19 protein-coding genes are annotated in these 23,816 nt (G+C 64.7%); all 19 read right to left on the bottom strand.

The annotated features are described in order from the left end of the window. Window positions 1–3: 3 nt before the first annotated feature. Window positions 4–1,743 carry an MFS transporter gene (locus HHL26_RS13990; RefSeq protein ID WP_066555923.1) on the bottom strand — a complete coding sequence of 580 codons (1,740 nt, stop codon included), beginning with the start codon at window positions 1,741–1,743 and terminating at the stop codon, window positions 4–6. Next, the gene (locus HHL26_RS13985; RefSeq protein ID WP_066555921.1) at window positions 1,743–2,495 is read right to left on the bottom strand and encodes an FkbM family methyltransferase; all 753 of its coding nucleotides are present in this window, start codon (window positions 2,493–2,495) and stop codon (window positions 1,743–1,745) included. Before HHL26_RS13985 ends, HHL26_RS13990 begins: the two co-directional genes overlap by 1 nt. Beyond that, window positions 2,492–3,646 carry a glycosyltransferase family 4 protein gene (locus HHL26_RS13980; protein WP_066561545.1) on the bottom strand — a complete coding sequence of 385 codons (1,155 nt, stop codon included), beginning with the start codon at window positions 3,644–3,646 and terminating at the stop codon, window positions 2,492–2,494. Before HHL26_RS13980 ends, HHL26_RS13985 begins: the two co-directional genes overlap by 4 nt. Window positions 3,647–3,654: 8 nt before the next feature. Further along, entirely contained in the window at window positions 3,655–4,941 is a 1,287-nt protein-coding gene (locus HHL26_RS13975) for a hypothetical protein (RefSeq protein WP_066561542.1), read from the bottom strand. A gap of 38 nt (window positions 4,942–4,979) precedes the next feature. Then, the gene (locus tag HHL26_RS13970; protein ID WP_066555919.1) at window positions 4,980–5,723 is read right to left on the bottom strand and encodes a class I SAM-dependent methyltransferase; all 744 of its coding nucleotides are present in this window, start codon (window positions 5,721–5,723) and stop codon (window positions 4,980–4,982) included. Between the two features lie 61 nt (window positions 5,724–5,784). After that, window positions 5,785–6,918, bottom strand: a complete 1,134-nt coding sequence (locus tag HHL26_RS13965; RefSeq protein WP_066555918.1) for a glycosyltransferase family 2 protein — start codon at window positions 6,916–6,918, stop codon at window positions 5,785–5,787. Beyond that, window positions 6,918–8,267 (bottom strand): sugar transferase, encoded by a 1,350-nt coding sequence (locus tag HHL26_RS13960; protein ID WP_066555916.1) that lies wholly within the window; start codon window positions 8,265–8,267, stop codon window positions 6,918–6,920. The genes HHL26_RS13965 and HHL26_RS13960 overlap by 1 nt, the downstream gene beginning before the upstream one ends. Before the next feature lie 112 nt (window positions 8,268–8,379). Further along, on the bottom strand, window positions 8,380–10,275 hold the full coding sequence (locus HHL26_RS13955) for an XrtA/PEP-CTERM system amidotransferase (RefSeq protein WP_066555915.1): 1,896 nt from the start codon (window positions 10,273–10,275) through the stop codon (window positions 8,380–8,382). A 10-nt stretch (window positions 10,276–10,285) separates the two neighbouring features. After that, the gene (gene xrtA, locus HHL26_RS13950) at window positions 10,286–11,812 is read right to left on the bottom strand and encodes an exosortase A (protein ID WP_066555913.1); all 1,527 of its coding nucleotides are present in this window, start codon (window positions 11,810–11,812) and stop codon (window positions 10,286–10,288) included. Further along, complete coding sequence (locus HHL26_RS13945) at window positions 11,809–13,038, bottom strand: TIGR03087 family PEP-CTERM/XrtA system glycosyltransferase (RefSeq protein ID WP_169576146.1); 1,230 nt, start codon at window positions 13,036–13,038, stop codon at window positions 11,809–11,811. The genes xrtA and HHL26_RS13945 overlap by 4 nt, the downstream gene beginning before the upstream one ends. Further along, window positions 13,035–14,096 (bottom strand): FemAB family XrtA/PEP-CTERM system-associated protein, encoded by a 1,062-nt coding sequence (locus tag HHL26_RS13940; protein WP_066555909.1) that lies wholly within the window; start codon window positions 14,094–14,096, stop codon window positions 13,035–13,037. Before HHL26_RS13940 ends, HHL26_RS13945 begins: the two co-directional genes overlap by 4 nt. Beyond that, a complete protein-coding gene (locus HHL26_RS13935) occupies window positions 14,093–14,938 on the bottom strand; it encodes an XrtA system polysaccharide deacetylase (protein WP_066555907.1) in 846 nt (281 codons plus the stop codon). Before HHL26_RS13935 ends, HHL26_RS13940 begins: the two co-directional genes overlap by 4 nt. Before the next feature lie 7 nt (window positions 14,939–14,945). Further along, window positions 14,946–16,172 carry an XrtA/PEP-CTERM system-associated ATPase gene (locus tag HHL26_RS13930; protein WP_066555905.1) on the bottom strand — a complete coding sequence of 409 codons (1,227 nt, stop codon included), beginning with the start codon at window positions 16,170–16,172 and terminating at the stop codon, window positions 14,946–14,948. 30 nt (window positions 16,173–16,202) lie between these two features. After that, complete coding sequence (locus HHL26_RS13925; RefSeq protein ID WP_066555903.1) at window positions 16,203–17,792, bottom strand: hypothetical protein; 1,590 nt, start codon at window positions 17,790–17,792, stop codon at window positions 16,203–16,205. Continuing rightward, complete coding sequence (locus HHL26_RS13920; RefSeq protein WP_066555901.1) at window positions 17,789–18,709, bottom strand: AAA family ATPase; 921 nt, start codon at window positions 18,707–18,709, stop codon at window positions 17,789–17,791. The genes HHL26_RS13925 and HHL26_RS13920 overlap by 4 nt, the downstream gene beginning before the upstream one ends. 13 nt (window positions 18,710–18,722) lie before the next feature. Beyond that, window positions 18,723–20,234, bottom strand: a complete 1,512-nt coding sequence (locus HHL26_RS13915; RefSeq protein WP_066555898.1) for an XrtA system polysaccharide chain length determinant — start codon at window positions 20,232–20,234, stop codon at window positions 18,723–18,725. Between the two features lies 1 nt (window position 20,235). Then, the gene (locus HHL26_RS13910) at window positions 20,236–20,892 is read right to left on the bottom strand and encodes an XrtA/PEP-CTERM system exopolysaccharide export protein (protein ID WP_066561541.1); all 657 of its coding nucleotides are present in this window, start codon (window positions 20,890–20,892) and stop codon (window positions 20,236–20,238) included. 135 nt (window positions 20,893–21,027) lie between these two features. After that, window positions 21,028–22,260: a pyridoxal-dependent decarboxylase, exosortase A system-associated gene (locus HHL26_RS13905; protein WP_066555895.1), complete on the bottom strand. Its 1,233-nt coding sequence runs from the start codon at window positions 22,258–22,260 to the stop codon at window positions 21,028–21,030. Next, the gene (locus tag HHL26_RS13900) at window positions 22,257–23,810 is read right to left on the bottom strand and encodes an acyl-CoA ligase (AMP-forming), exosortase A system-associated (protein WP_197672771.1); all 1,554 of its coding nucleotides are present in this window, start codon (window positions 23,808–23,810) and stop codon (window positions 22,257–22,259) included. Before HHL26_RS13900 ends, HHL26_RS13905 begins: the two co-directional genes overlap by 4 nt. Window positions 23,811–23,816 lie beyond the last annotated feature (6 nt).

Here is a 23,816-nt window from a genome sequence, read left to right as displayed (position 1 = left end):
CCCTTACAACACATCGCCCGCCGCGTTGAACGCCTCTTCCTCCGTCTCCGGCAAGGGCGGCTGGACCGGCTTGTCGCAGCCCTCTTCCTTCATATGTGCGCGCAGGGCGTCCATCCGCCCCAGATTCCAGCGCGCCAGGGGCACGCCCAGGGGCCGGAATTCCGCCCGATCGAACAGCTCCACCACATAATTTTTGCAGAGATTGTCGACCTGATCGAGCGTCAACATGCCCAGGTTCATCACCATCGGCTTGCCCGGCACGCCATTGCGCCCCCGCACCAGATCGGTGACGTAAAGCCCCCCACGCGGATCGACCAGCACAACGTCCGCCTGCGACGCATCAATCATCCGATGGCTCGCCGCATAGGGCGCAACGAAGCCATGCGTCCGCCAGACGAGATAGGCGCTGCCGAGCAGCGTGATCGCCACCCCCAGAAAGACCGGCCGGATCGCCCCCGTTCTGAACCGCGCCCAACCCAGGCCCGCAAGCAGGCAAAAAGGCCCGATAAAGCCATGGGCATAGCGATAACCCCAGCCATAGCCCTGCGCCAAGGCCAAGGCGCAACCCGCAAAGCACCCCAGCGCCAAGGGCAGCGCGATCTCCTGCCCCCGGATCGCCTTGCGCCAGCGCATGGCGAACACGCCCAGCGTGGCCAGCGGCACCATCAATATATTGTTCCAGGCGGCAAAGCGGCTGAGATTTACCAGAGGCTGCCAGCGGTCGCCCAGCCGCTCGAACAGGCTCCCCACCTTATCCGCCACTCCTGCCGAGGGCCGCACATCGGTCGGCTGGCCCAGCACATGGCTCAGGAAAGCCGGCCAGAGCTTGGCCCAGACGATGACGATCGCCGCCAGCACGAGGATATGGAAAATCGCGACCTTCCACCGGCGTCCAAGCAGCATCCAGAGGATGAAGGGCGCGATGAAGATCGGCGGAAAATGCCACTGATGCAGCCCCGCCGCCGCCAGCGCGACCACGCCCGCGCTCAGATGCCCGACCAGCCCTCCGCGCAGCACCAGCGCCAGCCAGACCATGTTGAGCGCGAAATGCCCGGTCATGGCATAGGGCGTCATCGCCGTGACCCAAAGCTGCGCCGATGATAGCGCCAGCAGCATAGTCACCCACACCGCATCGGGCCGGTCGGGGAAGAGATGCAGCGCCACTCGCCACAATGCGAACAACCCCGCCATCAGCAGCGCCGGTCCCGCCAGATTGGGATCGCCCAACTGCCAGAACAGCGCCTGGATCGCGCTGTTCACCGGCAGATAGGCCGCCGTCCAATAATCCGCCGCGCCGAAGGGCGAGAAGAATTCGGGCATGATCGCCCGGCGATAGGCTTCCCACTCCATCGGGATCGGCCGCGCCAGAAAACCCTCCCGCATATAGGCGGCGGCAAAACGTGCCACCTCCTCATCGCGGGAGATGGAATAGTCCTGGAACAGCCAATAATGCCCCGCCCAGGCGACAAGGCCAAACAGCGCGACCAACGGCACCATCACCCGCGCACGCGGCAGCGGCAGACGCCAGCCCAGCCCTTCCGCAAAGGGCGCGGCCAGCGTCAGCAACAGCAGCCCGCCGAACAGTGCCGGAAAATCCTGATCGAGGAACAGGATGACGGCCAGGCTGATGCCCTGCCGATAGGTCACATGCCAAAGAAAAGCCGCGCCCAGCCAGAGCGTCAGCCCAATCGCGCCCGCGATGAACAGGCGGGTGGCACTGATGGGACGCGACCGATCGAACATCAACGTTCCTGTGGCAACAACGCCTGATTGACGAAAATGCCATCCATCTCGACCAGCAGCGGGAAATGGCCCTTGTTGTTGGCGAAGAAGGCCGAAGGCGCGAAAGCGCGGCTCGCCAGCCAGTCGATCATGTCCCGATAGCCGGTGCCGTCCTCATAAATCGGCCGGACGCCGAGTTCGGTTTGAACGCCAGCCATTTCGCTCAATACACCGCCTGCGCCTTCACAGACGGAGAGGTCATGCCCCTGCGTATCCATCTTCAAAAAGGGCCGGGCAAAGCCATGGGCGCTTTTCAGTTCCGGCAGCACGCTTTCAAGGCGGCGGCACTGCATGTCGACCGTGCGCGTCACCTTGTTGCGTTCGGCAAAGATCGCGTCCTGCTGCCCCGACGGTTTCTTCAAGGAACTGAACTGGTCGGCGGCCATGATGTTGAAGCTGGCCGTGCCGTCGAAATCGGACAGCGCCATGTTGAACGCATGCCACTTGCCGTCTGACGCGGCGCTTCGTTCCAGTTCCGCGAAAATCTCCGGATTGGGTTCGAAAGAGAGGATCATGCCCCGGAACCCCGCATCCTTGCGCAGCATCGTCGCATATTGCCCGCGATTGGCCCCGACGTCGAATACGCAGTCCACCATGAAGGTGCTCAGAAACCGCCGCAGCGCCTGAATTTCGGGATATTGATGGACACGGCCCGCCAGAGCCAGACGCACAGCCAGCGCCCGGTCGCGCAGTTCACGAACATAGCGGCTCATCTTCTGGTCACCTTGGCGCGGGTCACACTGCGGTAAATCGCGATGGTGGCCAGCGCCATGTCCTTCCAATTGCCCATTGAATCTCCATAGGTACGCGCGTGCGCTCCCAAAGCCTGCCTGATGGCCGCGCTTTCTACGAGGGGCAAGAGGGCTTGCGCAAGCGCCGGCGCATTTCCTGCGGACGCCCTGACGGCAACCTCATCGGGCAAGCTCGCGAACATGCCCGCGTCGGACGTCACCATCGCTTTGCCATGGTGCAGCGCCGACAGGAAAGCGCCGCTGCTGTCGATATGCCGATAGGGGAAGACCAAGACATCCGCTTTCGCCATATGCGCGTCGAGCCGTTGTTCGGTCAGGAAGCCGAGGTCGGTGATCAGCCGCTCGCTAAAGCCCGCTGTATGCACGCTATCGAGCAGCGGCGCGATGTCCATGAACGGCTTGCCCGCCAGCACCAGTTCGAAGCGATGCCCTGCCCGCCAGAGCGACAGGCAGGCATCCACCAGCAGATCGACGCCCTTATAGGGCCGGATCGTACCGAAAAAGAGCAGGCGCGGCAGGGATGCGTCAGGCACCTGCGTCAGATCATCCGGCCCGGCAGGGGCCAGCCGCATCGGCGGATGCGGCGTCACATGGATGCGCCCGGGATCGACGCCCTGCCGCTCCAGCGCCAAGCGGGTCGTCTCGCCATGAACGATCAGCGCGTCGAACATATCGAGCAAGTCGCGATAGCCCCTACCCTGCACCCCAGCATCGGCATGATAGGCATCGGCATTATGGACCGTATGGACCAGCGCCGTCCTGTCCTTCAACCGCTTCAGCATGACCCGGTCGGCAGGCGCCAGCGGAAGCCATTGCATATGCGCGACATCGGCATCGCCCAGAATGCCGAGATCGCCCAGGGCACAACTCAGCCCATATTCAGCCGCCTTCAGCAGACGGAAGGCCCGCCCTTCCCCGATCCGCCCGCGCAGCGCTTCGCTCCGGCGGAAGAAGCGCGCATCATAGCGATAGCCCTGCGGCACGATCGCATCGGTCACGCGCTTGGGGCGGCCAAGCAGGGTCACGTCCATCCCCTCCGCCGCCATCGCCGCGCAGAGGCTGTCGTCATAGCGCCCGGTAAACAGCGATGGATCGCACATCGCAACTTTCAGGGCGACGTTCATCCGCGCCTGCCCACCAATTGGCGGAGGGAAGCGCCATGAATGGCGGCCGTCACGAACAGGGTCAGCGTATAGAGGATCAGGAACAGCAGATCGAACCGCTCCGGCGCGAAAATCCTTGCCGGCGGCACACTGAGCAACGAACCGGCGAGAAAAGGCAGCGACCGCCCCAGCAACAGGGTAAACCGGCCCAAAGCGCCCTGCACATAGACCGACACGCAGATCACCGCGAGCGCCAGCAACGCACCGCCGATCAGCAACAGATCGATGCGGTCGATCACTGCGCGGCCATCGAACAGCTTGGCGAACAGCCACTCCCCAAACAGAAGTAAGGCGCCCGAAGCGCCGAGCGCAAAGAACAGGGCAACGCCCAGCGCCCGCCCCACCAACTGGCGCAACCGCGCCCTGTCGCCCGCGTGAAAGGCCCGCGTGATCCGGGGCAAGGCCGCCTCCACGGTCGCCCGGACGAGCATTGAAAGCGAGCGCGACATCTTGAAGAAAAAGTCGAAGATCAGCATCGGCCGCGCATCATGAGTGGCGGCGGCGATCGTAAAATATGGCGCGTTATAGGCCAGGATTTCGGAAATGGTGAACGCCGCCGAAGCCCCGATGTCACGCAGATAATTGGCGCGGACATGGCCTCCACCGACGCGGAAGGACAGCCAGTGCCGGACCTCCATACCCAGGCGCCCATGCACCAGTGCTATGGCATAGCCGATCACTGCGATGCTCACGCAAAGCTGCAAGGCCACCGACAGGCGCGGGTCCAGCCCTTGCAGGATGAACAGCAGCAGCGCGATCGTCATCACCCGGCGCAGGCAGTCGAGCGCTTCCCAAAGGAAATTGCCGTCCACCGCCGCCAACGCCCTTTTGGCCAGCAGCGCGGGCAGGTTGAGACAGGCGGAGAGGAAGAACAGCAGGAACAGCAGCGGCATGCCGCTATGCAGCCCACCCAGAGCGAGCGCGACCGACAGGATCGCAAAGCCGCCGACGATCAGCAGGCCAAGGAACAGGAACAGCACCCCCATTTCTTCCAGCCGGAAGCCGCCTGCATCATCCTGTCCCAGCCCAAGCCAATGCCGCCGCAGCCGCGCATAGATGATGCTGGTCAGGCCGAACTCAGCGGAAATGGTGAAATTGCCGAACGCCACCAGCAGCAGGAAGGACTGGAACTCGCGCAGCGGGAGGGCGCGCACAAACACATAGGTGACGGCAAAGCCCCAGATCAGCGTCAGCCCGACATTTGCGAGCTTGACAAGGGCAAGGATGCGGGCCGAAGCCTCCATCCGGGCGAGCGCCCTGCCGAGCGGTTCGCTCACCGGGATCAGGCTCGCACAGGCTTGCGGGCGCGGAACAGGCGGTCGTCCAGCGCATAATAATGCCGCGTATCGGCATCGATCCCGCTCGCGTCGATCTCTTCCAGTTCAAAGCCGGCCGCGCGGATGCGGTCCGCAAAGTCCAAACCATATTGGCGCACATGATCCCACTGGCCGAAGCGCCGCTCGCGTTCGCGTGGGGGAATGTCGAAACTGCCGTCCTCGGTCGGCTTCTCCCACAGCGGCACGATCAGCCAGGCCTCACCGCCCGGCTTCAACGCGCCATGGATGTTACGCAACACGGCATGATCGTCCGGCACATGCTCCATCACATGGCTGGCATAGAACAGGTCGTAGCGTTCGCTGTCATTGAGCGCCATGAGGTCGACGCGCCGCATGTTCGGCACATGGTAGCGGCCCGGATCGAGATCGGCGGGCGTATAATCGGCGGCAACGGAAAAGCGGCGCACGAGGCTGGCTTCATTGGGCGCCATATGCAGCACCGCGCCCTGCCCTGGCACCGTCAGCACATCGCCCGCGATCAGATGGTTCATCAGCCGCTCGCGTGGGGAAGCGCCGCAGTTCGGGCAGCCCCATTCGGCATTGTCGCCATAGCGGAAGAATCCCACCACCGCCTGCCCGCAGGCGGGGCAACCCCGGTTCGCACGCGCGCCCAGCGCCTTGCGCACAGCCAGCATGGTCCGGGTCAGATGCTTGCCGGCGGCTTTCGCCACCCGCTGGTAAGTAATCACGCCTTGGCTCCGCTAAAGGGTAGGTCGCCTATACAATATGCCGCCGCTTTGGCGAGAGGGATCAGCGCGACTTGGCCGGATTCCAGATGGTGACGGTGCGGCCGCTCATCGCTTTCACGACGCCCTGCAAGGTCGCGAAATAGGCGATCACGATATCCACCACCGCCGCGAACGGGCCGCCCCTGGAGCGCAAGCCGCGCCAGAGGATGAACACGCCGGTCAATCCGCCGATCATATAGAGCGTCGGAGAAAACCGCATCGTCAGCGTCCCCGCCGCGATAATCCCCGTCAGGATGAAGAGGCCGCCGAACCAGCGCACGATCTTACGCGAGGCATATTTGAAGCGGTCCAGCGTACCCATGCGCCGTAGTTGCGGCCGCAAATGGCTGTGCGTGTGCCAGGCGCGGGCGGCGATCCGGACCTTGCGGCGATATTCATCGCCCCGCGCCGCGACCAATCGCTCGCGGGCAATCACATTCTTCGCCTTCACCAGCCGCTTGCCCGCAAAGACCACCGCCATGGAAACGGTCAGGTCGTCGAGCACACTATCGGGAAATTCGGGATAGAGCGCCCGCCGGATCGAAAAGATCGATCCATCCGCCCCCAGCACATTGCCGGTGCGCGATTCCTCGTCCTTCAACCGTTCCTCGATCCGCCAGTAGAGCGAACCGACCGAGGCCGTCGCGCTCTCGCCATCGCCCATATAATGCAGCGAACCCAGCACGCCGCCGATCTCCGGGTCGGCATAGCGCGCCAGCAAATTGTCGATCGCGTCCGCATCCAGCATCACATTGGCGTCGGTGAAGATCAGCACGTCGCCCTTCGCCCGCGCCGCTAGCAGCTTCATGCCATGCGCCTTGCCGCTGCGCCCCGGCCCGCGCAGCAGCGTCACCAGATCACCCTGCGCCGTGATCAGCGCTGCCGTCTCGTCCGACGAACCATCGTCGAAGGCGAGGATTTCAAGGCCCGGATGACGCGCCTTCAACATCGCCAGATTGGCGAGCTTTTCCGGCATCGCTGCCGCCTCATTATAGGCGCAGAACAACAGCGACGCAGAAGGCGTCGGCCCCGCCACGGGCCGTTCCAGCCGCGTCGGCAAGGCCCGCAGGATCAGCGGATAAAGGAGAAACGGCCACGCTACCGCCACCAGCGACAGCAGCAAAACCAGCGCAGCGACAAGATCGATCGCGTTCATCAATAGGCCTTGTGATGCACCAGCACGCCGATCGTCGCCACGATGATGCGCAGGTCGCGCCAGATCGACCATTTGGTCACATATTCAAGGTCCGACTGGAGGCGGTCGATCAAATCCTGATGATGATCGGTCGATCCGCGATGCCCGCGCACCTGCGCAAGGCCGGTCATGCCCGGCTTGATGCAATGCCGCTCCCAATAGCGATCGTCGACCTCCCAATAGAGGCTGTCCCCCGCCTTGGCGGCGGCGGCATGGGGACGCGGGCCGACGATGCTCATGTCGCCGCGCAACACGTTGAAGAGTTGCGGCAATTCATCGATGCTGGTCTTGCGCAGGAAGCGGCCCACCGCCGTCACCCGGTCATCGTCGCGCGCAGTCAGCTTATCGGCCTTGCGGTCGCTGGCATCGGTGCGCATCGATCGGAATTTGTAGATGCTGAACGGCCGGGCATCGCGGCCGATGCGCGGCTGGCGGAAGATGATCGGGCCGGGACTGGTCAGCTTCACCGCCAGCGCCGCCGCAATCAACACCGGCGACAAAGCGATGGTCGCCGCCGTCGCCACCACAATGTCGAAGAAGCGCTTGATCAGCCGATCGCGGAACTGGAAAGGCCCGCCCGCCACGATGATCGTGGGCTGGCCGTCAAACTCGTCCACTCGCGCCGGGGCGAAGCGCAGCAGTTCCGGCACGACGATCTCGCCCCGTGCGGAGAGCGACTTCAGCGCCACCGACCAGTCGCTCATCCGCTCCATCGGACAGGCGACGATCACGCGCTCCGCCATGCCCACGGCGGCGGCGAGACGCGCGGCCATGTCAGCATCATGCCCCTTGGGATGCAAACCAGCTACGGCGGACTCGATCACATGCATATGCGGGCCGGTGTCGATCGCCACGCCATCCATGATCACGACGGTCAGATGCGGCACCTCGCCCAATAGCAGAGCGCCCAGGCGGTCGATGGCCAGCCGCACCACAGCAACGCTGACCGCCGAAAAGCCGAGACCCACGACGAACGTCAGGCGCGAAAGCTGCTCCGCAATCTTGCCCAGATAGACGATCAGCAGCATCAGCATCGCCGCCTGCGCCAGGGCCAGAAGGCTCCGGAAGATGCCGCGCCGCAGATCCTCCAGCATGTGGATGCCATAGGCGCCGCCCTGTATCCCCAGCAGCACGTAGAGCGGCGCGATCATCGCGAACATGACGAGACCGTGGGGCTTGCCCGGCTCGCCGGAAAACGCGCCCAACACCAGCAGATTGGCCAGCAGAAAGGACAGGAAAAGCCCCGCCATGTCCCCCAGCAGACACAGCAGGTACAGGCGCACCCGCAATATTTCCTTGGAGACTGTCACCTATGGACCCTGATCAGCTTTAGCGTGTCCGCTCCGTTGGCACCCCTTGGAACAGCTTTCAAGGTTGAAATCCATCGTGCTCCTGCGAAGGCAGGAGCACGTATAAGCCGGATCAAAGGGCAAACAGCCTTCCCAAAGCCTTGTCCAACATCAGCAACTGCCAAAGCAGCCGGCCGTGATCGGCCAGCCCGGCCTTGTGATCCGCCGCGACCTTGCCCAGCATCCGGGTATCGAACCAGCCCGTCTTCGCCAGCGCCGATCCTCCGGCGATCGCCGTCGCCTCCCCGGCGAGCGGCCCCCGAAACCAGGCGCTGATCGGCGTCACGAAGCCCATTTTCGACCGGTAGAGAATATCCTGCGGCAGATAAGGCTCCATCGCCTTCTTCATGAGATATTTGCCGCTATTGCCCCTGATCCGCTGGGCGACCGGCAAGCGCGCGGCGAATTCGACCAGCCGGTGGTCGAGCAGCGGCTCTCGCGCTTCCAGGCTGACGGCCATGCTCATCCGGTCGGTCTTGGTCAGGATGTCGCCGGGCAGCCAGATGCGGATGTCGGCATATTGCGCCCGGTCCAGCGGGTCGCGGGCAGGCGCCTCCCCCATGGCCTTGATGTAACGGTCCTCCGCCCGATAGGCGCCAAGCCGCGTCTTCATATCCTGGCTGAACAGCTTCTGCCGCAAGGCATGCGGCGTCACCCCGACCGAGGCGGCATAGGCTTCCCCGCCCTCCCCCGCCAGTTCGAGCAAGGTCGACTTCGCTCGCAACGCCCGCGGCGCCCAATCGGCCTTGGGATAATAGCGCCCCAGCGTCCCGAACAAGGGCTGACGCACCGAAGCCGGGATCAGTCCGCGCAACCGCTCCCCCTGCATCTGGAAGCGATGCCGCCTATAGCCCGCAAAGGCCTCATCCGCGCCGTCTCCCGAAAGCGCGACCGTGACCTGCTCCCGCGCCAATTCGCACACCCGGTAGGTCGGCAGAGCTGAGGCATCGGCAAAAGGCTCGTCGAAATGAGCAGCAAGCGTATCGATCAGCCCATAATCGTCAGGCGATACGATCCGCGAGCGATGATCGGTGGCGAAGCGCCGCGCGATCCGATCGGCATAGGCGGTTTCGTCCAGTTCCTTGACATCGAAGCCGATGGTGCAGGTCTTGACCGCCTGTTTCGATGCCTCGGCCATCAGCGCGACCACGCTGCTGCTGTCCACCCCGCCTGACAGGAATGCGCCAAGCGGCACGTCCGCCACCATGCGGGATCGCACCGCCTGCCGCATCAGCGCGACCAGTTCCTCCTCCAGCGCTTGCGGAGATGCCTTGCTACGGTCGGCAAAGCTCACATCCCAATAGCGCTGCGGCTGCGGCAAGGGACGCCCGCGCACGATGCGCAGAGTCTCCGCCGCCCCCAGCTTGCGCACGCCCGCGACCATGCAGGCATCGTCGGGCACGTAACCGTAAGCGAGATAGTCCTCGACCGCCGACAGGTCCGGCGCGCGCCGCAGCAATGGATGGGCGAGCAGGCTCTTCAATTCCGACCCGAAGATCAGGCTGCCGTCCGACAGCAGCGCATAATGGAGCGGCTTCACGCCCAATCGGTCGCGCACCAGCCAGAGCGACTGCGCCCGCGCATCGAACAGGGCGAAGGCGAACATGCCGTTGAACTTTTCGACACAGGCCTCGCCCCATTGACGATAGCCGTGGAGGATGACTTCCGTGTCGCTATGCGTGCGGAAGATATGGCCTTTGGCCTCCAGCTCCGCGCGGACCTCCATGAAATTATAGATTTCACCGTTGAAGACGACGGCGAGACTCTCATCCTCGGTCAGCATCGGCTGCGCGCCGCTGCTGAGATCGATGATCGACAGGCGCAAATGCCCCAGCCCCACGCCCGGCGCGGTCCAGATGCCGCTGTCATCCGGCCCGCGCCACGGCATGGCGTCCAGCATCAGCCCGACCCGCGCCGGATCGACCGGCTTGGCCGTTTCAAGGTGGAAGATGCCCGCTATTCCGCACATGCGAAGGGTCTTAGCGGGTTCCGAGGCTGCGGTCAGCCAAATCCTTCACATTGCCCAGATCATGGAGAAAAGCGGTGATCGCGGCATCGGATGAGCCCCCTTCCCGTTCCTCCGCCGAGACCAAAATAGCGGCAGCACGCTGGTCGCCGCCCAGCAGACGGGCCTTCATCGTTTCCAACTTCACGAGATGCCCGCTGCCGGTGGGATTACCATTTCCAACGACATAGAAGCTCACCACATGGCGCACCACGCGACCGGGGCCGGTGATCTGCTCGCCCCGCGCATTGACGGGGGCCGACGCGGGTTGCGACCACGTCCAGTCGCCGCCGGGATCGGCCGCCCCCTGCGCGAAGCCGACCAGTTCGCGGCCTTCATCCTGCCGGTCGAAGGTAGCGATGGCGAGGTCGACGACCTGCCCTTTTGCATTGCGGTAGCGCCCCATCGCCAGATAGTCGGCGCCGTCGAAGCGCGGACGCCAGGGATGGAGCGATGCTTCATCCGTCTGAACCCAACCCTTCACCTGCGGCATGGCGGGCGCGCCGGGCAGCAGCTTTCCCGTCGCAGCACTTGCAGCCAGCCACAGCGGCGCCGCGACGATGATCGCCAATGCACCGCCCGCAATCGCCCCCGTGGCCGATCCTCCCCTTTGCCGCAAGCGATCGGAATCGAACCAGGAATCGCCCGGCTTACGGTCGAAAAAGGGCCAGGCCGTGGCCATGACCAGCGTCATAATGACGGCAAAGAACACCCATCCATAGACGACATGGTCGAAGCCCGCCGCCGCATCGATCGTCGTCACCTCCGCGATGAAGATCGTGGCGAACGCCCGCACCCCATTGGCCAGGATCGACAGCGAAAGCGCTCCGGCCATGAAGGCGATCCGCCGTTTCCAACTGCTGAAGCAGACATTACAGACCAGCAAGCCATAGGCCGTCATGGCGATCACGAACTTGGCACCGGAACAGGCTTCCGCCACCTCGAAATAGCCGCCGGGCGTAGTGATGAAGATGCCCTGCATCTGCGCGGGAACGCCGGTCAGGCCAAGCAGCACCATGCTGATATGCGCCGTCGCCAACTGCAAGGGCGCGACGATTTCCTCACCGAGGGGCACCATGAAAAAGGCGTAGAATAGGGGAAAGAGAAGCGCCCGCGACACGGCCGGACCGAGCAATGCGACCACCGTTCCCTGAAGCATCAGGATCAGCGCGCCATGACGCACAACCGCCACCCCGGCAGCTGCGCCCAGCATCCAGGCAAAGGCTCCCAGCGACAGCCAGAGCAGCCCCGGCGCCCATGCCGTCGGCCGCAATTGGCGAAGACCCGACAAGCGCTGCTGCACCAGCCATGCGACCAGAATCGGAATGAACAGGCAATGGCCATAGGTGGAGGCGGTCCACCAGATCGCCATCATGCCCAGCACATCGCGATGAAACAAAGCGAGGATTGTGAAGGCGATAATGGCAAGCGCCGTCAGATGACCGCGCCAGCCTGCCAGTCCGGATTCGGCTGGCCCCAGCCGCAAGACGCGATCGATCATGCAGCCCTCATGTCGACGGTCGGCGGTGATCCGAACAGCATGTCCGGCAGCTTGGCCAGCGTCGCGGACCAGCGATAGCGCTCCTCCATCCGCATCCGCGCAACCCGACCGAGACGTTCGGCGCGATCCCTGTCCGACAGCAATGCGACGATCTTGGCAGCCTCCTGCGCAGGATCGGCGGCGATCAGGAGATGCTCCTCATCCAGCGCATCGATCCCTTCGGCGGCTTGGGGCGAAACAACCACAGGCCGCGCCATCGCCATCGCCTCCAGCACCTTGTTCTGGATGCCTCGCGCGATCCGCAGCGGCGCCACGACGACATCCGCCGCCGCCAGCCAGCCGCGCACATCGGGCACGGCCCCGGTCACGATCACGCCTGGCAGCGCAGCCAAAGCCTGAACCGGCCTGGTGGGATTGCGGCCGACGATCGCGAAGGTCGCCTCCGGACATTTGTCGCGGATGGCGGGCAGCGTCTCGCGCGCGAAGCTTTCGACGGCCTCGATATTGGGGCGATAATCCATTTGCCCGGTGAAGACGAGCAACGGCCCACCCCGGCGCTCCACCGAAGGAAAATCCGCCGCCGGATCGAAATAATCCAGCGCCACGCCATTATCGATGCCAACAATGCGATCCGGTCCGAGACCACTTGCCTGCCGGAACAGGGCCGCCTCCGCCTCGCTCACGAAGGCGCAAAGGTCGGCGCGTTCCGCCACCTTTCGTTCGAAATCGAGCAACAGCCGCGCCTCGCGCCGGTTGATCCAGGCCATCGGGCCAGACCCCTGCGCACCATAAGCGGCATATTTGGCCGAATCGAAGTCCACGAAATCCATCACGAAACGCACGCCGTCCGGCAGCACCGGCACGAAATGCGCCATTTGTGCGGAATAAGTGACAACCGCCTTGACGGGCCGCTCCGCCAGCACCTTGGCTACCCAGCGATGTAACCCGGGATGATCGAACAGCGACACCAGCAGCGATTGCCCCGTCGCTAACCCTTTCAGCCCCGCCACCGCCCGCGAACGGTCCCGCATCAGCACGCACTGGCTGGCCGTCATCTTCGCCATGTCGGGCGCAAACCCGATATCCCGATCATCGTCGGCAAAACAGCCGACATGGACAGGCGCGATCTGCGCCATCCGCTCCAACAGATGATAGGAGCGGATCTTGTCCCCCCGATCCGGCGGAAAGGGAATGCGGTGGCAGAGAAAGAGGATCTCCCCCGTCACCCCAGCCCCCGCGCAATGAACGGCCCGACCCAATTTGCGACCGGCAAGGGCAGCTTTTTCCATAGCTCGATCCGCCGCTGATATTGCGGGCTGTTGGGATTGATGTCCCGCCGCTCGCCGGTCGCTGACCAGCTATGATAGGAAAGCGGCATAGGATCGAAGCCGAAGCTCTTCTTCCACGCCGCCTGCCCGCTGCCCGTCTTGGACCGGCCGAAATCGAAGACACGCATCCCCCGATCCCGGCCATGACTCATCAGCCGGTAATACATCAGTTCATTGGACCGCAGCCGCCGCGCATCCGCGACCCCGCCGCCCCAGAAAGGCATCACCCGCCCCTGATGATAGAGAGTGAGCACCGCCGAAACCGGCCGATCGCCCTCCAAAACCACCAATATGTCGGCATCCTCGCCAAAGGCTGCCAGCACTTCGCGGAACAGCCGCGCCGGAAAAACCGGCGTGCCGAGATTGCGCACGCTTTCCGAATAGACGCGATAATGCGCCTTCAGGTGCCGCGCCTCCCGCCCGATCTCGACCCGCAGCGCGTCATTCGCCAGAGCCTTGCGCAATTCGGCGCGATGCTTGCGCGGCACGGCCAGCAATTCCGCCTCATCGTCGCTCGCAATCGGCCGCGAAAAGCCGAGATGGCTCCCCTCATGCAAAGCCCAACCCTCGCCCGGCACCGGCCCGCCGCGCAGCTCGACCGAAGAAATGCTGCCATCCCGCGCCACACCCTCGCAGGCTGCGGCCAGTGCGGACACCACCCCCGGATCGCTCGCGAGAATCCCGCCATCGACGGCAAAACCCGCCGACACCAAAGCCTGTCCAAAGAGCGCACTCTTCACATGATGCAGCGGCAGCAAGCCTACGATCTGCCCCGAAGGCGCCACCGCAGACAGCATATGCGCGCGATTGCCTGTCCCCCGCTCGACACCCAACAACCAGGCCGGGCGATGAAAGGGCGTCCCCTCCGGATGCGCCATGACAAACGCATCCGCCGCCTCCCGTTGAACCGGATCGGCAAGGTCCAGAGCCGTGACGAGAACTTCCCCCGTCTTCATGCCGCCCGCTCCGCTTCCTGCGCAGCCAGCGCGTCCACACGGCCCCAGGAAAAATCGCGCGTCAGGCGGCGCAGCTTGTCGGCCATGACCGAGAGATTGGTGTAATGACGAAAGCGCGACCGCAGCGGCGCGCCCTCCACACGCGGTTGGTCGGGATCGATCTCCCACGGATGGAAATAAATGATCGCGGGCCGCTGGTCGCGCCCATTCACCTGCCGGATCGCCCAGCGCGAAAAGCCGTAAGGCAGCAGCCGGAAAAACCCGCCTCCCCCCGCCGCCAGAGTCCGCCCAGCCAGCTTGGCCGTCGTCACCGGCAGTTCCACCAGCGGCGATCCCGCCACCGGCTTCCAGGCGAAGCGCGGGCTTTCGGGCCAGCCATAATGGTCGTGCCGGATCGGCGCGACGCTGCTGCTATAGGCATAGCCTTCCTCGGCCAGCACCTCATGCGCCCAGGGCACGCGCCGGTCGATGGAAAAGCTCGGCGCGCGATAGCCGGTCACCGCCTGCCCGCTCGCATCCTCCAATATCGCCCGCGACCGTCGCAGATCGGCGCGGAATTGCGCCCCGTCGAAGGTGAACACCCGCGCATGGTCATAACCGTGGCTCGCCACCTCATGCCCCGCCTCGACGATCCGCCGCATCAGCGCCGGGTAACGCTCCGCCACCCAGCCCAAAGTGAAGAAGGTCGCCTTGACTCCGGCCTCATCGAACAGCGCCAGCACTTCGTCGGTGTTGCGCTCGACGCGGTGGGTCAGGCCCGCCCAATCCTCGCGCCGGATCGTGCGCTCGAACGCGCCGACCTGGAACCAGTCCTCGACATCGACCGACAGGGCGTTCAGCATGACCCGATCAGGCGGCGGCGCTGTGCTGCGCGTCGCCCATCCGTTCCTCGCGCTCGACCCACTCGACCAGCAGCGTCAATACCCGGCGCAGCGCGGTATCCTGCTCGGTCACGCGGAACTCCAGCGTGGAGAGCCTTTCCTCGATCAGGGTGAAGCAGTCCTTGAGCGCTTCGGGATCGACGCTCGGCGCGGCGCGGGCAAAATCATTCTCCGCCCGCAGCGTCTCGATTTCCGCCTGAAGCGAAGCGATCTCATCCAGCAGGCTGATCGCCGGCTCCGTCCGCGCAGCGCGCAGCGCTTCGACCTCAGCCCGCAGCGCGGCAACTTCATCCGACACAATCGGAGCGGGCGCGATTTCAGGCGCCTCGACCAGTTCCTCCGCCTCATCCAGCACGCTATGCGCCATCGGCTCGGGCGTCACATCGGCGTCCGCGCCCATATCGGCCACGACCGCATAGACCACCTCGCCATCGATCACCGAAAGCTGGTCCAGCGCGCCCAGCAGCAGCACGCGGCTCACCAACACGTTGATCCGGCGCGGCACGCCGCCCGTCGCGGCATAGATGGCGGCGAAGGCCTCCGGCGTGAACTGCGGATCGCCCTTCCAGCCGACCAGCGACAGACGATGGAGGATATAAGGCTCGACTTCGCGCCGCATCATCGGATCAAGATGATGGGTGGCGATCACGCGCTGGCGAAGCTGTTCCAGTTCCGGCGACTTCAGCAGATCGCGAAACTCCGGCTGGCCCAGCAGGAAAATCTGCAACAGCGACTGCCCGCCCAATTGGAAGTTGGAGAGCATCCGCAATTCCTCGATCGCGGAAATCGGCAGATTCTGCGCCTCGTCCACGATCAGCAGCGACCGCCGCCCCGCCCGCGCCTGCGTGTGCAGATAGCCCTCGATCTGACGCAAAATCTGCGCCTTGGGCATGGCATCCACCGCAAGGCCAAAGCTCTGCGCGGCAAGGCGCAGCATGTCGTCGCCCTCCACCTGGGTCGAGACGATCTTTACCGCCGTCAGCCGCGAGGGATCGATGGTGTTCATCAGGTGCCCGACCAGCGTGGTCTTGCCCGCGCCGATATCGCCGGTGATGACGATGAAGCCCTCCCCTTGCGCCAGACCATAGCCGAGGTAGGACAGCGCCTTGCGATGGGTCGCGCTCTCGAAATAGAAATGCGGGTCCGGCGTTAGCTGGAACGGGCGTCCCTGCAATCCGTAGAACTGATCGTACATGCCTAATTCTCCACCCGATCGGGCATTTGCTTAAAATGTATAGCGCAGGCCAAGCTGACCCATGGCATTGATGACGGCATCCAGCTGATCCGCCTTGGCACTGTCGATGCCGAGCGAGGCCGACGCCTGAAGATTGCGCGTGACGAGCCGGTAATAGCTGGTGAAGGCGCCCAGATTCAGCACGTCCAGACGATTGCCGCTGGCATCGAAATAATTGGCATAGACCGCCGTATCGATGCTCGACTGGCTGTCCACGCGATAAGTAAGCGAGGCATTGCCGTACCAATTCTGGTCCTTGGTCCCGCGCACGAACACCGTCTCACCCGATGGCGTCACGAACTTGCGCTGCGAATAGCCAAGGCCGATCCCCATGCCCCACGGCCCGCGCTCCGCCGCAAATTGCGCCGCGACGCCGCGATAGCGGAAATTGGCGCCCGTTATGCCCGCCAGCGCATCGTTGAAGCACTGCCCGCCGCCGGTTGTGGAGAAAGCGCAGCCGGTGAAGTCGCCGGTAAAGGGATTGCGCACCAGATTGAGGTTGCTGCCCGACAGCGCCGCCACATCGGAGGTGATGACCCGTCCGAAGCTATCGATCCCGTCGAACACCACCAGAGCGAAGGACTTGTTGCGCCCCTGCCAGATGAAGCTGCCCGAATAGGTCATGCCGCCATAGCGCTCGCCCACCCGCGCGGTCAGCGAGGTGCGGTGACTCGGCCGCCAGAGCACGCCGACGTCCCAGATGATGTCGTCGAAATCATAGATGAGCTGGCGCGGCGAACTTTCATCGGTGACATAGCGGCCGCTAGAAGAGATCACCGGCACGCCATTGCCATCGAGCAAGGGCGAACGCTGGCTGATCTTCATATTCTCATAGCCGACGCCGCCGATCAGCGCGACCGTGGGCGAAACCGGCAGCGTCGCGTCGATCCGGCCCCATTTGTCCTCGAACCGCTGGTCGAGCTGGCTCGCATCCTCCCGGCTGTAGCCCGCGCTGGCGACAAGGCCGAGCGGCATCCACACGCCGGGTCCGACACCGACGGAACCCATCAGATCGTGCGTCGTCGAATCGGCAAATCCCCCCCCCTGCGGCGCGCCCGGAGCGGACAGACTAAGATCATCCTCCACCCGCGCATAGCCGAGCCGATAGGAGGCGCTGATATCCAGATCACCGAGCCGCGTCATATAGGACGGCCCGACATAAGCAGCATAAACCTGGCTGCTATAGCCATCGTTGCGCACCGAAGCGCCCGACAGCCCATCGGTCCGCACCCGCGTCGCAAGGCCACCCGCATTCAGCGTCAATCCGCGCGCAACGCTATATTGCCCGCTGACGATGCCGCTGATGATATCCTGATCGCTAAGGTCATCGCCCCAGCCGAAGCTGTGCGCATATTGCAGGTCCGCCGACGCTTCCATGCGGCGCGTCTGCACGCTGGCCGTCACGCCTGCGGTGACATTGGTATAGGTCAGCACGTCGCCGCCGCCCTTGATCGGCGCGACCACGACCTGATCGATACCGAGATAGGGCGTGACGTCGACCTTGCGCCGCTCGTCCCGCGCAAAGGCAGGCGAGGTCAAAGCGATCCCCGCAAGAACAAGGGAGAAGCGAGAGATCGTCACCCCGCATTCCCCTGCCCATAGTAGCTGCCGAAGCGTCGCCCCCCGGTCGAAAAGCGCACGCCGTTCAGCAGCAGCTTCACCTTGGACGCGCCCTTCAGCAGTCCCGCCGCATCGCGCAGCGCACTCTCGGTGGTCCGGTCTGCCCGCACCACCAGCAGAGCGACGGCAGCATGGCTCGCCAGCACCGCCGCAGGAGAAGCCGCCAGCAGAGGCGGCGAATCGAACAGGATGATGCGGTCGGGCCGCCCTTCGGTCAGCCGATTGAGCAACATCTCCGTCCGCGCCGACGCAAGATATTCAGTGTCATTGTTGCTGCGTTGACCAGCAGGAAGCACCGAAAGCGACGGAATGTCCGTGCGCAACACGCAGTCCTCTATGGCAATCGCCGGATCGGCCAGCGCATCCATCAGCCCCGCCCCGGCCGTCAGCCCCAGAGCTGCCGGAATCCCCGGCTTGCCGAAATCGGCGTCGACCAGCAGGATTTCCCGCTCCTTCTCCGCCGCCAGGCTGAGCGCCAGGTTGATCGCGCAAAAGCTCTTGCCCTCGCCGCTATGGGCCGAGCAGATCAGAACCCGGTTGCCCCGTGCATTGCCCGCCAGCTCCGCGAGCAGATCGCGCTTCAACAGCCGGAATTCCTCGCTCATCGCAGTGACCGGGCCATCGGGCAGCAAATAGCCCGCCTCGACCAACGCGATCCGGTCGATCGGCTGCACCGGCCCGGTCCAGTCCGGCGCGCGATAGCCGGGTTCCGGCACCTCGACGGCAACCGGCGCAGGCTGAGCAACCTCAACGACCGCTTCATCCTGCGGCACTTCCACCGCAGGCGCAGCGCGCCCACGCAAAGCCGCGCTGAAATCGTAAATCTCGGTCGCCCGCTCGATCAGCGAGCCGCCGGACAGGGACTTGTGCTTATTCATCGTCCGTCCCCCTTCAGGCCAGCCCGCGCTGGATAAATTCGATGACGACCAGCAGCAGGCACAATGCCGCCAATGCACCGCTGGCCCCCGCAAACCATTTCAGCCGCTGCTTCTCCAACGCGACCTGCGCCGCGCTGACGGTCTGGCTGATCGATCCGATCACCGGCACGCCCAGCGCCTTCTCCAGCCGCGCCGCATTGGGGAAACCGCCCTTGAGCTGCGCCATGGCGAAGGCCGTCCCGACGCCCGCGCCGATCCCGACGATCAGCACAGCCAGCAACAACAACGGCCGATTGGGCGCGGCCGGTGCTGTGGGCAGGCTGGGCGGATTGATCACGCGGAACTGGACCGACCCCGTCTCGCTCTTCACATCGCCCCGCAGGCGGATTTCCTCGCGGTCGCCAAGCATCTTGTCATATTGCGTCTTGAGCACCTGATAGTCGCGGTCGAGCCGCTCCTGCTCTGCGGCAAGGCCCGGCTCATCCGTCTGGCGCGAGGCCATGGCATTGAGATCCGCCTGCAACTGCGCCTTCCGTGCGGAAAGTCCCTGCACGGTCGCGGCGCGCTCGGCCTGCATCGACCTGATCGAGAGATAGGCCGGATTGGGGGTGCTGCCCGCCCCGCCATTGCCCTGACCGCGCAGCAGGTCGACCTGCCGCTGCGCCGCGATCACGTCCGGATGGCTGCTGGTAAAGCCCCGCGCCCGCATGGAGGCAAGGTCGGCCTGCGCCTGCGACAGCGCCAAAGGCCCGCCCGAAGCGCCCATGCCCGGCAAGGTCGGCGGCGTACCCGCCAACTGCCCGTTCATCGCCGCCAGCGCGCTCTGCGCCTGCACAAGCTGCGAATCGATGGAATTGATCTCCGACCGCGCCGCATCCATGCGCTGGCCGATCGATCCCGCACCCGGCAGCATCCCGGCATAGCGCTGTTCGAATTCGACGCGGCGCTGTTCGGCGGTGGCAAGCTGCTTGCCCCGCTCGGCAAGTTGCTGGTCGAGAAAGGCCAGGCTCTGCTTCGTCTCGACCTTGTCGGACGACAGGTTGGTTTCCTGGAAGATGTCGACCAGCTTCTGCACGATCTGCTGCGATATGCGCGCATTGGCCCCGTCCGACAGGCCGGAGTACGCCGATGTCGCGCTGATGTCGATCATGCTGGGGTCGAGCTGCGCGACCACGGTAATGCCTTCGCGCAACTTGGTGATCTTCGCCGCCATGTCGCGCGGACCGTCGACGGTTTGGCTCAGGTCGGTTTCCCTGACCACTCGCTCCAGATTGGCCGTGCTGGCCAGCGTCTGGCGCACGCGGTCCAGATCCTGCTGCGACTGGACCTGGGTGATGCCCACCTTGTCCTCCAGCAGCGACTGGGTGTTCACATAGACCCGCGCCCTGGACTCATAGCTGTTGGGGATGAGCGCCACGCCCAGCCAGCCGAGCAGGCACACGCCCCAGGCGACGCCCAGCGCCAGCCAGCGCCGGGTCCAGATGCCATGCAGGACGACCAGCAGTTCGTCGACGATCGCCGCCATGTCAGAACATGCTTTCGGGAATGATGATGACGTCGCCGGGCGCCAGCATGACGTTCGCCTTGCTGTCCCCGCGCTTCAGCAAATCCCCGATGCGGAGCTGATATTCCTGCTGCTTGGCCGTTTCGCGGTTGAAGCGCACCAGCCGCGCCTTGTTCCCCGCCGCATATTCGCTGAGGCCGCCGACGGAGATCATCGCATCCAGCAGCGTCATGTTCGCGCGATAGGGGATCGAGGCCGGCTTTTCCGTCGCGCCGACGATCCGCACCTGCTGGCTGAACGTGCCGGAGAAATTGTTGACGATCACCGACACCAGCGGATTTTCGATATATTTGGACAGCGCGACCTTCAGGTCATCGGCCAGTTGCTTGGGCGTCTTGCCGACGGCGGACATGTCCGAAATCAGCGGCGTGGTGATGCGCCCGTCGGGCCGCACCTGAACCTTCGCGCCGAGATCGGGGTTGCGCCACACGAAGATGGTGAGGTCGTCCAGCGGCCCGATCACATATTCCTCGCCCGGCCCCTCCTGGGTCGAAACGAAGGACGCGGACGGCAATTGCTGCCCACCGCCCGCGGCACAGCCTGTCAGGAATATGGCCGACAGAGCCACAGCAGGCAGCGATGCGCCGATCAACGCCCTGGAAACCGACACGAAACGCATGATCTTCACCCTCTTGCTTGCTTGCCGCGCGCAAAGGGCCGCCAAGGGGGCAAGGCGGGCCGTCAAGCACGGGCTTTGACCGCCTTCTTGCCCGCAAAGGGTAAAGATACCGTTAGGAGTTAAGTTATTGGCAAATCAGCCAAGTAGAAGCTCTTGAGGACTTGGATGACCAAGAAAAGCGGCAGGGCTGGCAGAGGCGCCATAGGCCCCCGCCAGGAAGATCGCGATCAGGTCGCCCTCCTCCACGGGCGGCAGCGCGACCTTGTCCCCCAGCTTGTCGATCGGGGTGCAAAGGCACCCGACAACCGTCACGGCTTCCTCCGCAGGCGACTCTCCAAATCGGTTGGCGACGGCGATGGGATAGTTGCGCCGGACCACCGTGCCGAAATTGCCGCTGGCCGCCAATTGGTGATGCAGCCCGCCGTCGACCACGACGAAGGTTTCACCCTGGCTTTTCTTCACATCGACCACGCGGGTCAGATAGACTCCCGCCTCACCCACCAGCCAGCGGCCCAGTTCCATGGCGAACTCGCTGCCCTTCAGAATATCTTCCCGCCGGTCGAGCAGCATAGCCAGCGCATCCCCGATGGGCCGAATATCCAGCCGCTCATCACCCGGAAAATAGGGAATGCCGAAGCCCCCGCCCAGATTGACCAGCGGCGGCGTCACGCCCACCCCCTCGGACAAGCGCGTCGCAAGGCCGATGGTCGCCGCCTGCGTCTCGATCAACGCTTCCGCACCCAAAGCCTGACTCCCGGCAAAGATATGCCATCCCCGCCAGTCCGCCCCTGCCCCGATCACCCAGCGCGCCAGATCCGCCGCCCGCTCCGCATCCACGCCAAAGGGCTTGGCGCCGCCGCCCATGCGCATGCCGGAGCCTTTCAGGTCGAAATCCGGATTCACCCGCACCGCCAGCTTCGGCGTCTTCCCGCGCCGCTCGCCCAGCGCGATAGCCCGCCGCGCCTCGCCTTCCGATTCCAGGTTGATCGTCGCACCGCTGTCGATCGCGACAAGCAATTCATCGTCGCGCTTCCCCGGCCCGGCAAAGCTGATATGCGCGGCGCTCATTCCCGCTTCCAGCGCCCGCGCCAGTTCCCCGCCCGACGCCACATCGAAGCCATCGACCAGCTTCGCCATCCGCTCCAGCAAGGGCGCATAAGGATTCGCCTTCACCGCATAATGGAGCGCCAACGCAGACGGCATGGCGTCGCGAAAAGCGCGCACCTGCCTCTCCACGATCCCCATGTCATAGACGAACAGCGGCGTATCGCCCGCTTCATCGACCAGGCTCGCCGCGCCGCTGCCGCCAATCAGCAACATGCCCTCCTCGCCCTCGAAAAAGGGCGGGATCGGTCCCAACGGCTTCATGCGGCATACTCCTTCGCCAGCGCCACGCGGTCGATCTTGCCATTGGGATTGCGGGGAAATTCGGACAGCATGACGATCTCGCGCGGTTGCATGAAATTGGGCAGCTCAGCCTTGAGCCGCGCTTCAACTTCGCCCTTTAGTTCGGGCGAAGCGCTACGCAACAGCAACAACACCGCCTGCCCCAATCGCTCATCCTTGACGCCCAGCGCCACCGCTTCGGCCACACCCTCGACAGCGACGGCGGCTTCCTCGATCTCGGTCGGACTGATGCGATTGCCCGCCGACTTGATCATCGCATCGTCGCGCCCAACGAAATAAAGCAAGCCTTGGCCGTCCCGCCGCACCGTATCGCCCGACCATACCGCCATGCCGCCATAGCGCGACGCTGCGGGAGCCGGCTTGAACCGCTCCGCCGTACGCGCTTCGTCCCGCCAATAGCCCTGCGCCACCAGCGGCCCGCAATGCACCAGCTCGCCCGGCTCGTCATCGCCCGCAACGCTGCCGTCGGGCCGCACCACCAATATCTCCGCATGGGGAATGGCCGATCCCATGCTGTCGGGATGGCTGTCCACCAGCGCGGGCGGCAAATAGGTCGAGCGGAAGGCCTCGGTCAGCCCATACATGGGATAGAGGTCCGCCAGCGGAAACAGGGCCCGCAATTTCGCCACGAGAGGCCGGGTCAGCGCCCCCCCGCTATTGGTAAGCCGCCTGAGCTTCGCCGCCACCTCCTCCGGCCAATCCAGTTCAGCGAGTTGCACCCAGAGCGGCGGCACGCCTGCCAGCGTGGTGATATCCCGCCGGTCGACCGACTTCACCACATCGCGCGGCGTCAGATAATCGAGCGGATAGACGCAGCCTCCGGCGAACCAGGTGGAAAGCAACTGATTCTGCCCATAATCGAAGCTGAAGGGCAGCACGCAGAGTGTCCGGTCTTCCGCCGTCAGCTTCAGATAATCCGCGACCGCCACGGCACCGAGCCACAAATTGCCATGGCCCAGCATCACCCCCTTGGGCCGCCCGGTGGAGCCGCTGGTATAGAGGATCGCCGCCAAGTCATCCGATCCGGCGTCGGAAGGCTCCAGCGCCTCGCCGCCGCTCATCGCGCATGCCGCATCGTCCTCCCGGTGCAGGCGGCACCCCACGGGCACGTCGCCCGCCCCCAGAGTCGTCAGCCGACTCGCCGTTCCGATCAGCAGCGACGCGCCGCTGTCGGCCAATATATGCGCCACCTGCGCGTGCTTGAGCAGCGGATTGACCGGCACATGCACCAGTCCCGCCCGCGGCGCGGCGAGCGGCATCAGCGCCGCCACCGGCCCCTTGGCGATCCAGCTCGCGACTCGCGCGCCCTTTTCCAGCCCAAACCCCGCCAGCCATGCCGCCAGCCTGCCCAGCGTCACTTCCAGCTCGGCATAGGTCTGCTTGCCCGATCGGCCGTCCAGCGCCGGCCGCGCCGGATCGCCGCGCAGCAGCAGATGATCGATCGGCCGCACTTCCGCGCCGTCGACCGTCATCGGTCCGGTTACCGGCTTTGGGGGATCGCTTAACTCCATCTCCAG

Origin of the sequence: Sphingobium sp. TB-6, assembly GCF_012927365.1 — a bacterium.
In the GTDB taxonomy this organism is placed as follows: Bacteria; Pseudomonadota; Alphaproteobacteria; order Sphingomonadales; family Sphingomonadaceae; genus Sphingobium.
The sequence above is the reverse complement of the archived record's forward strand: the minus strand, read 5'-3'. Positions and strand labels throughout refer to the sequence as shown.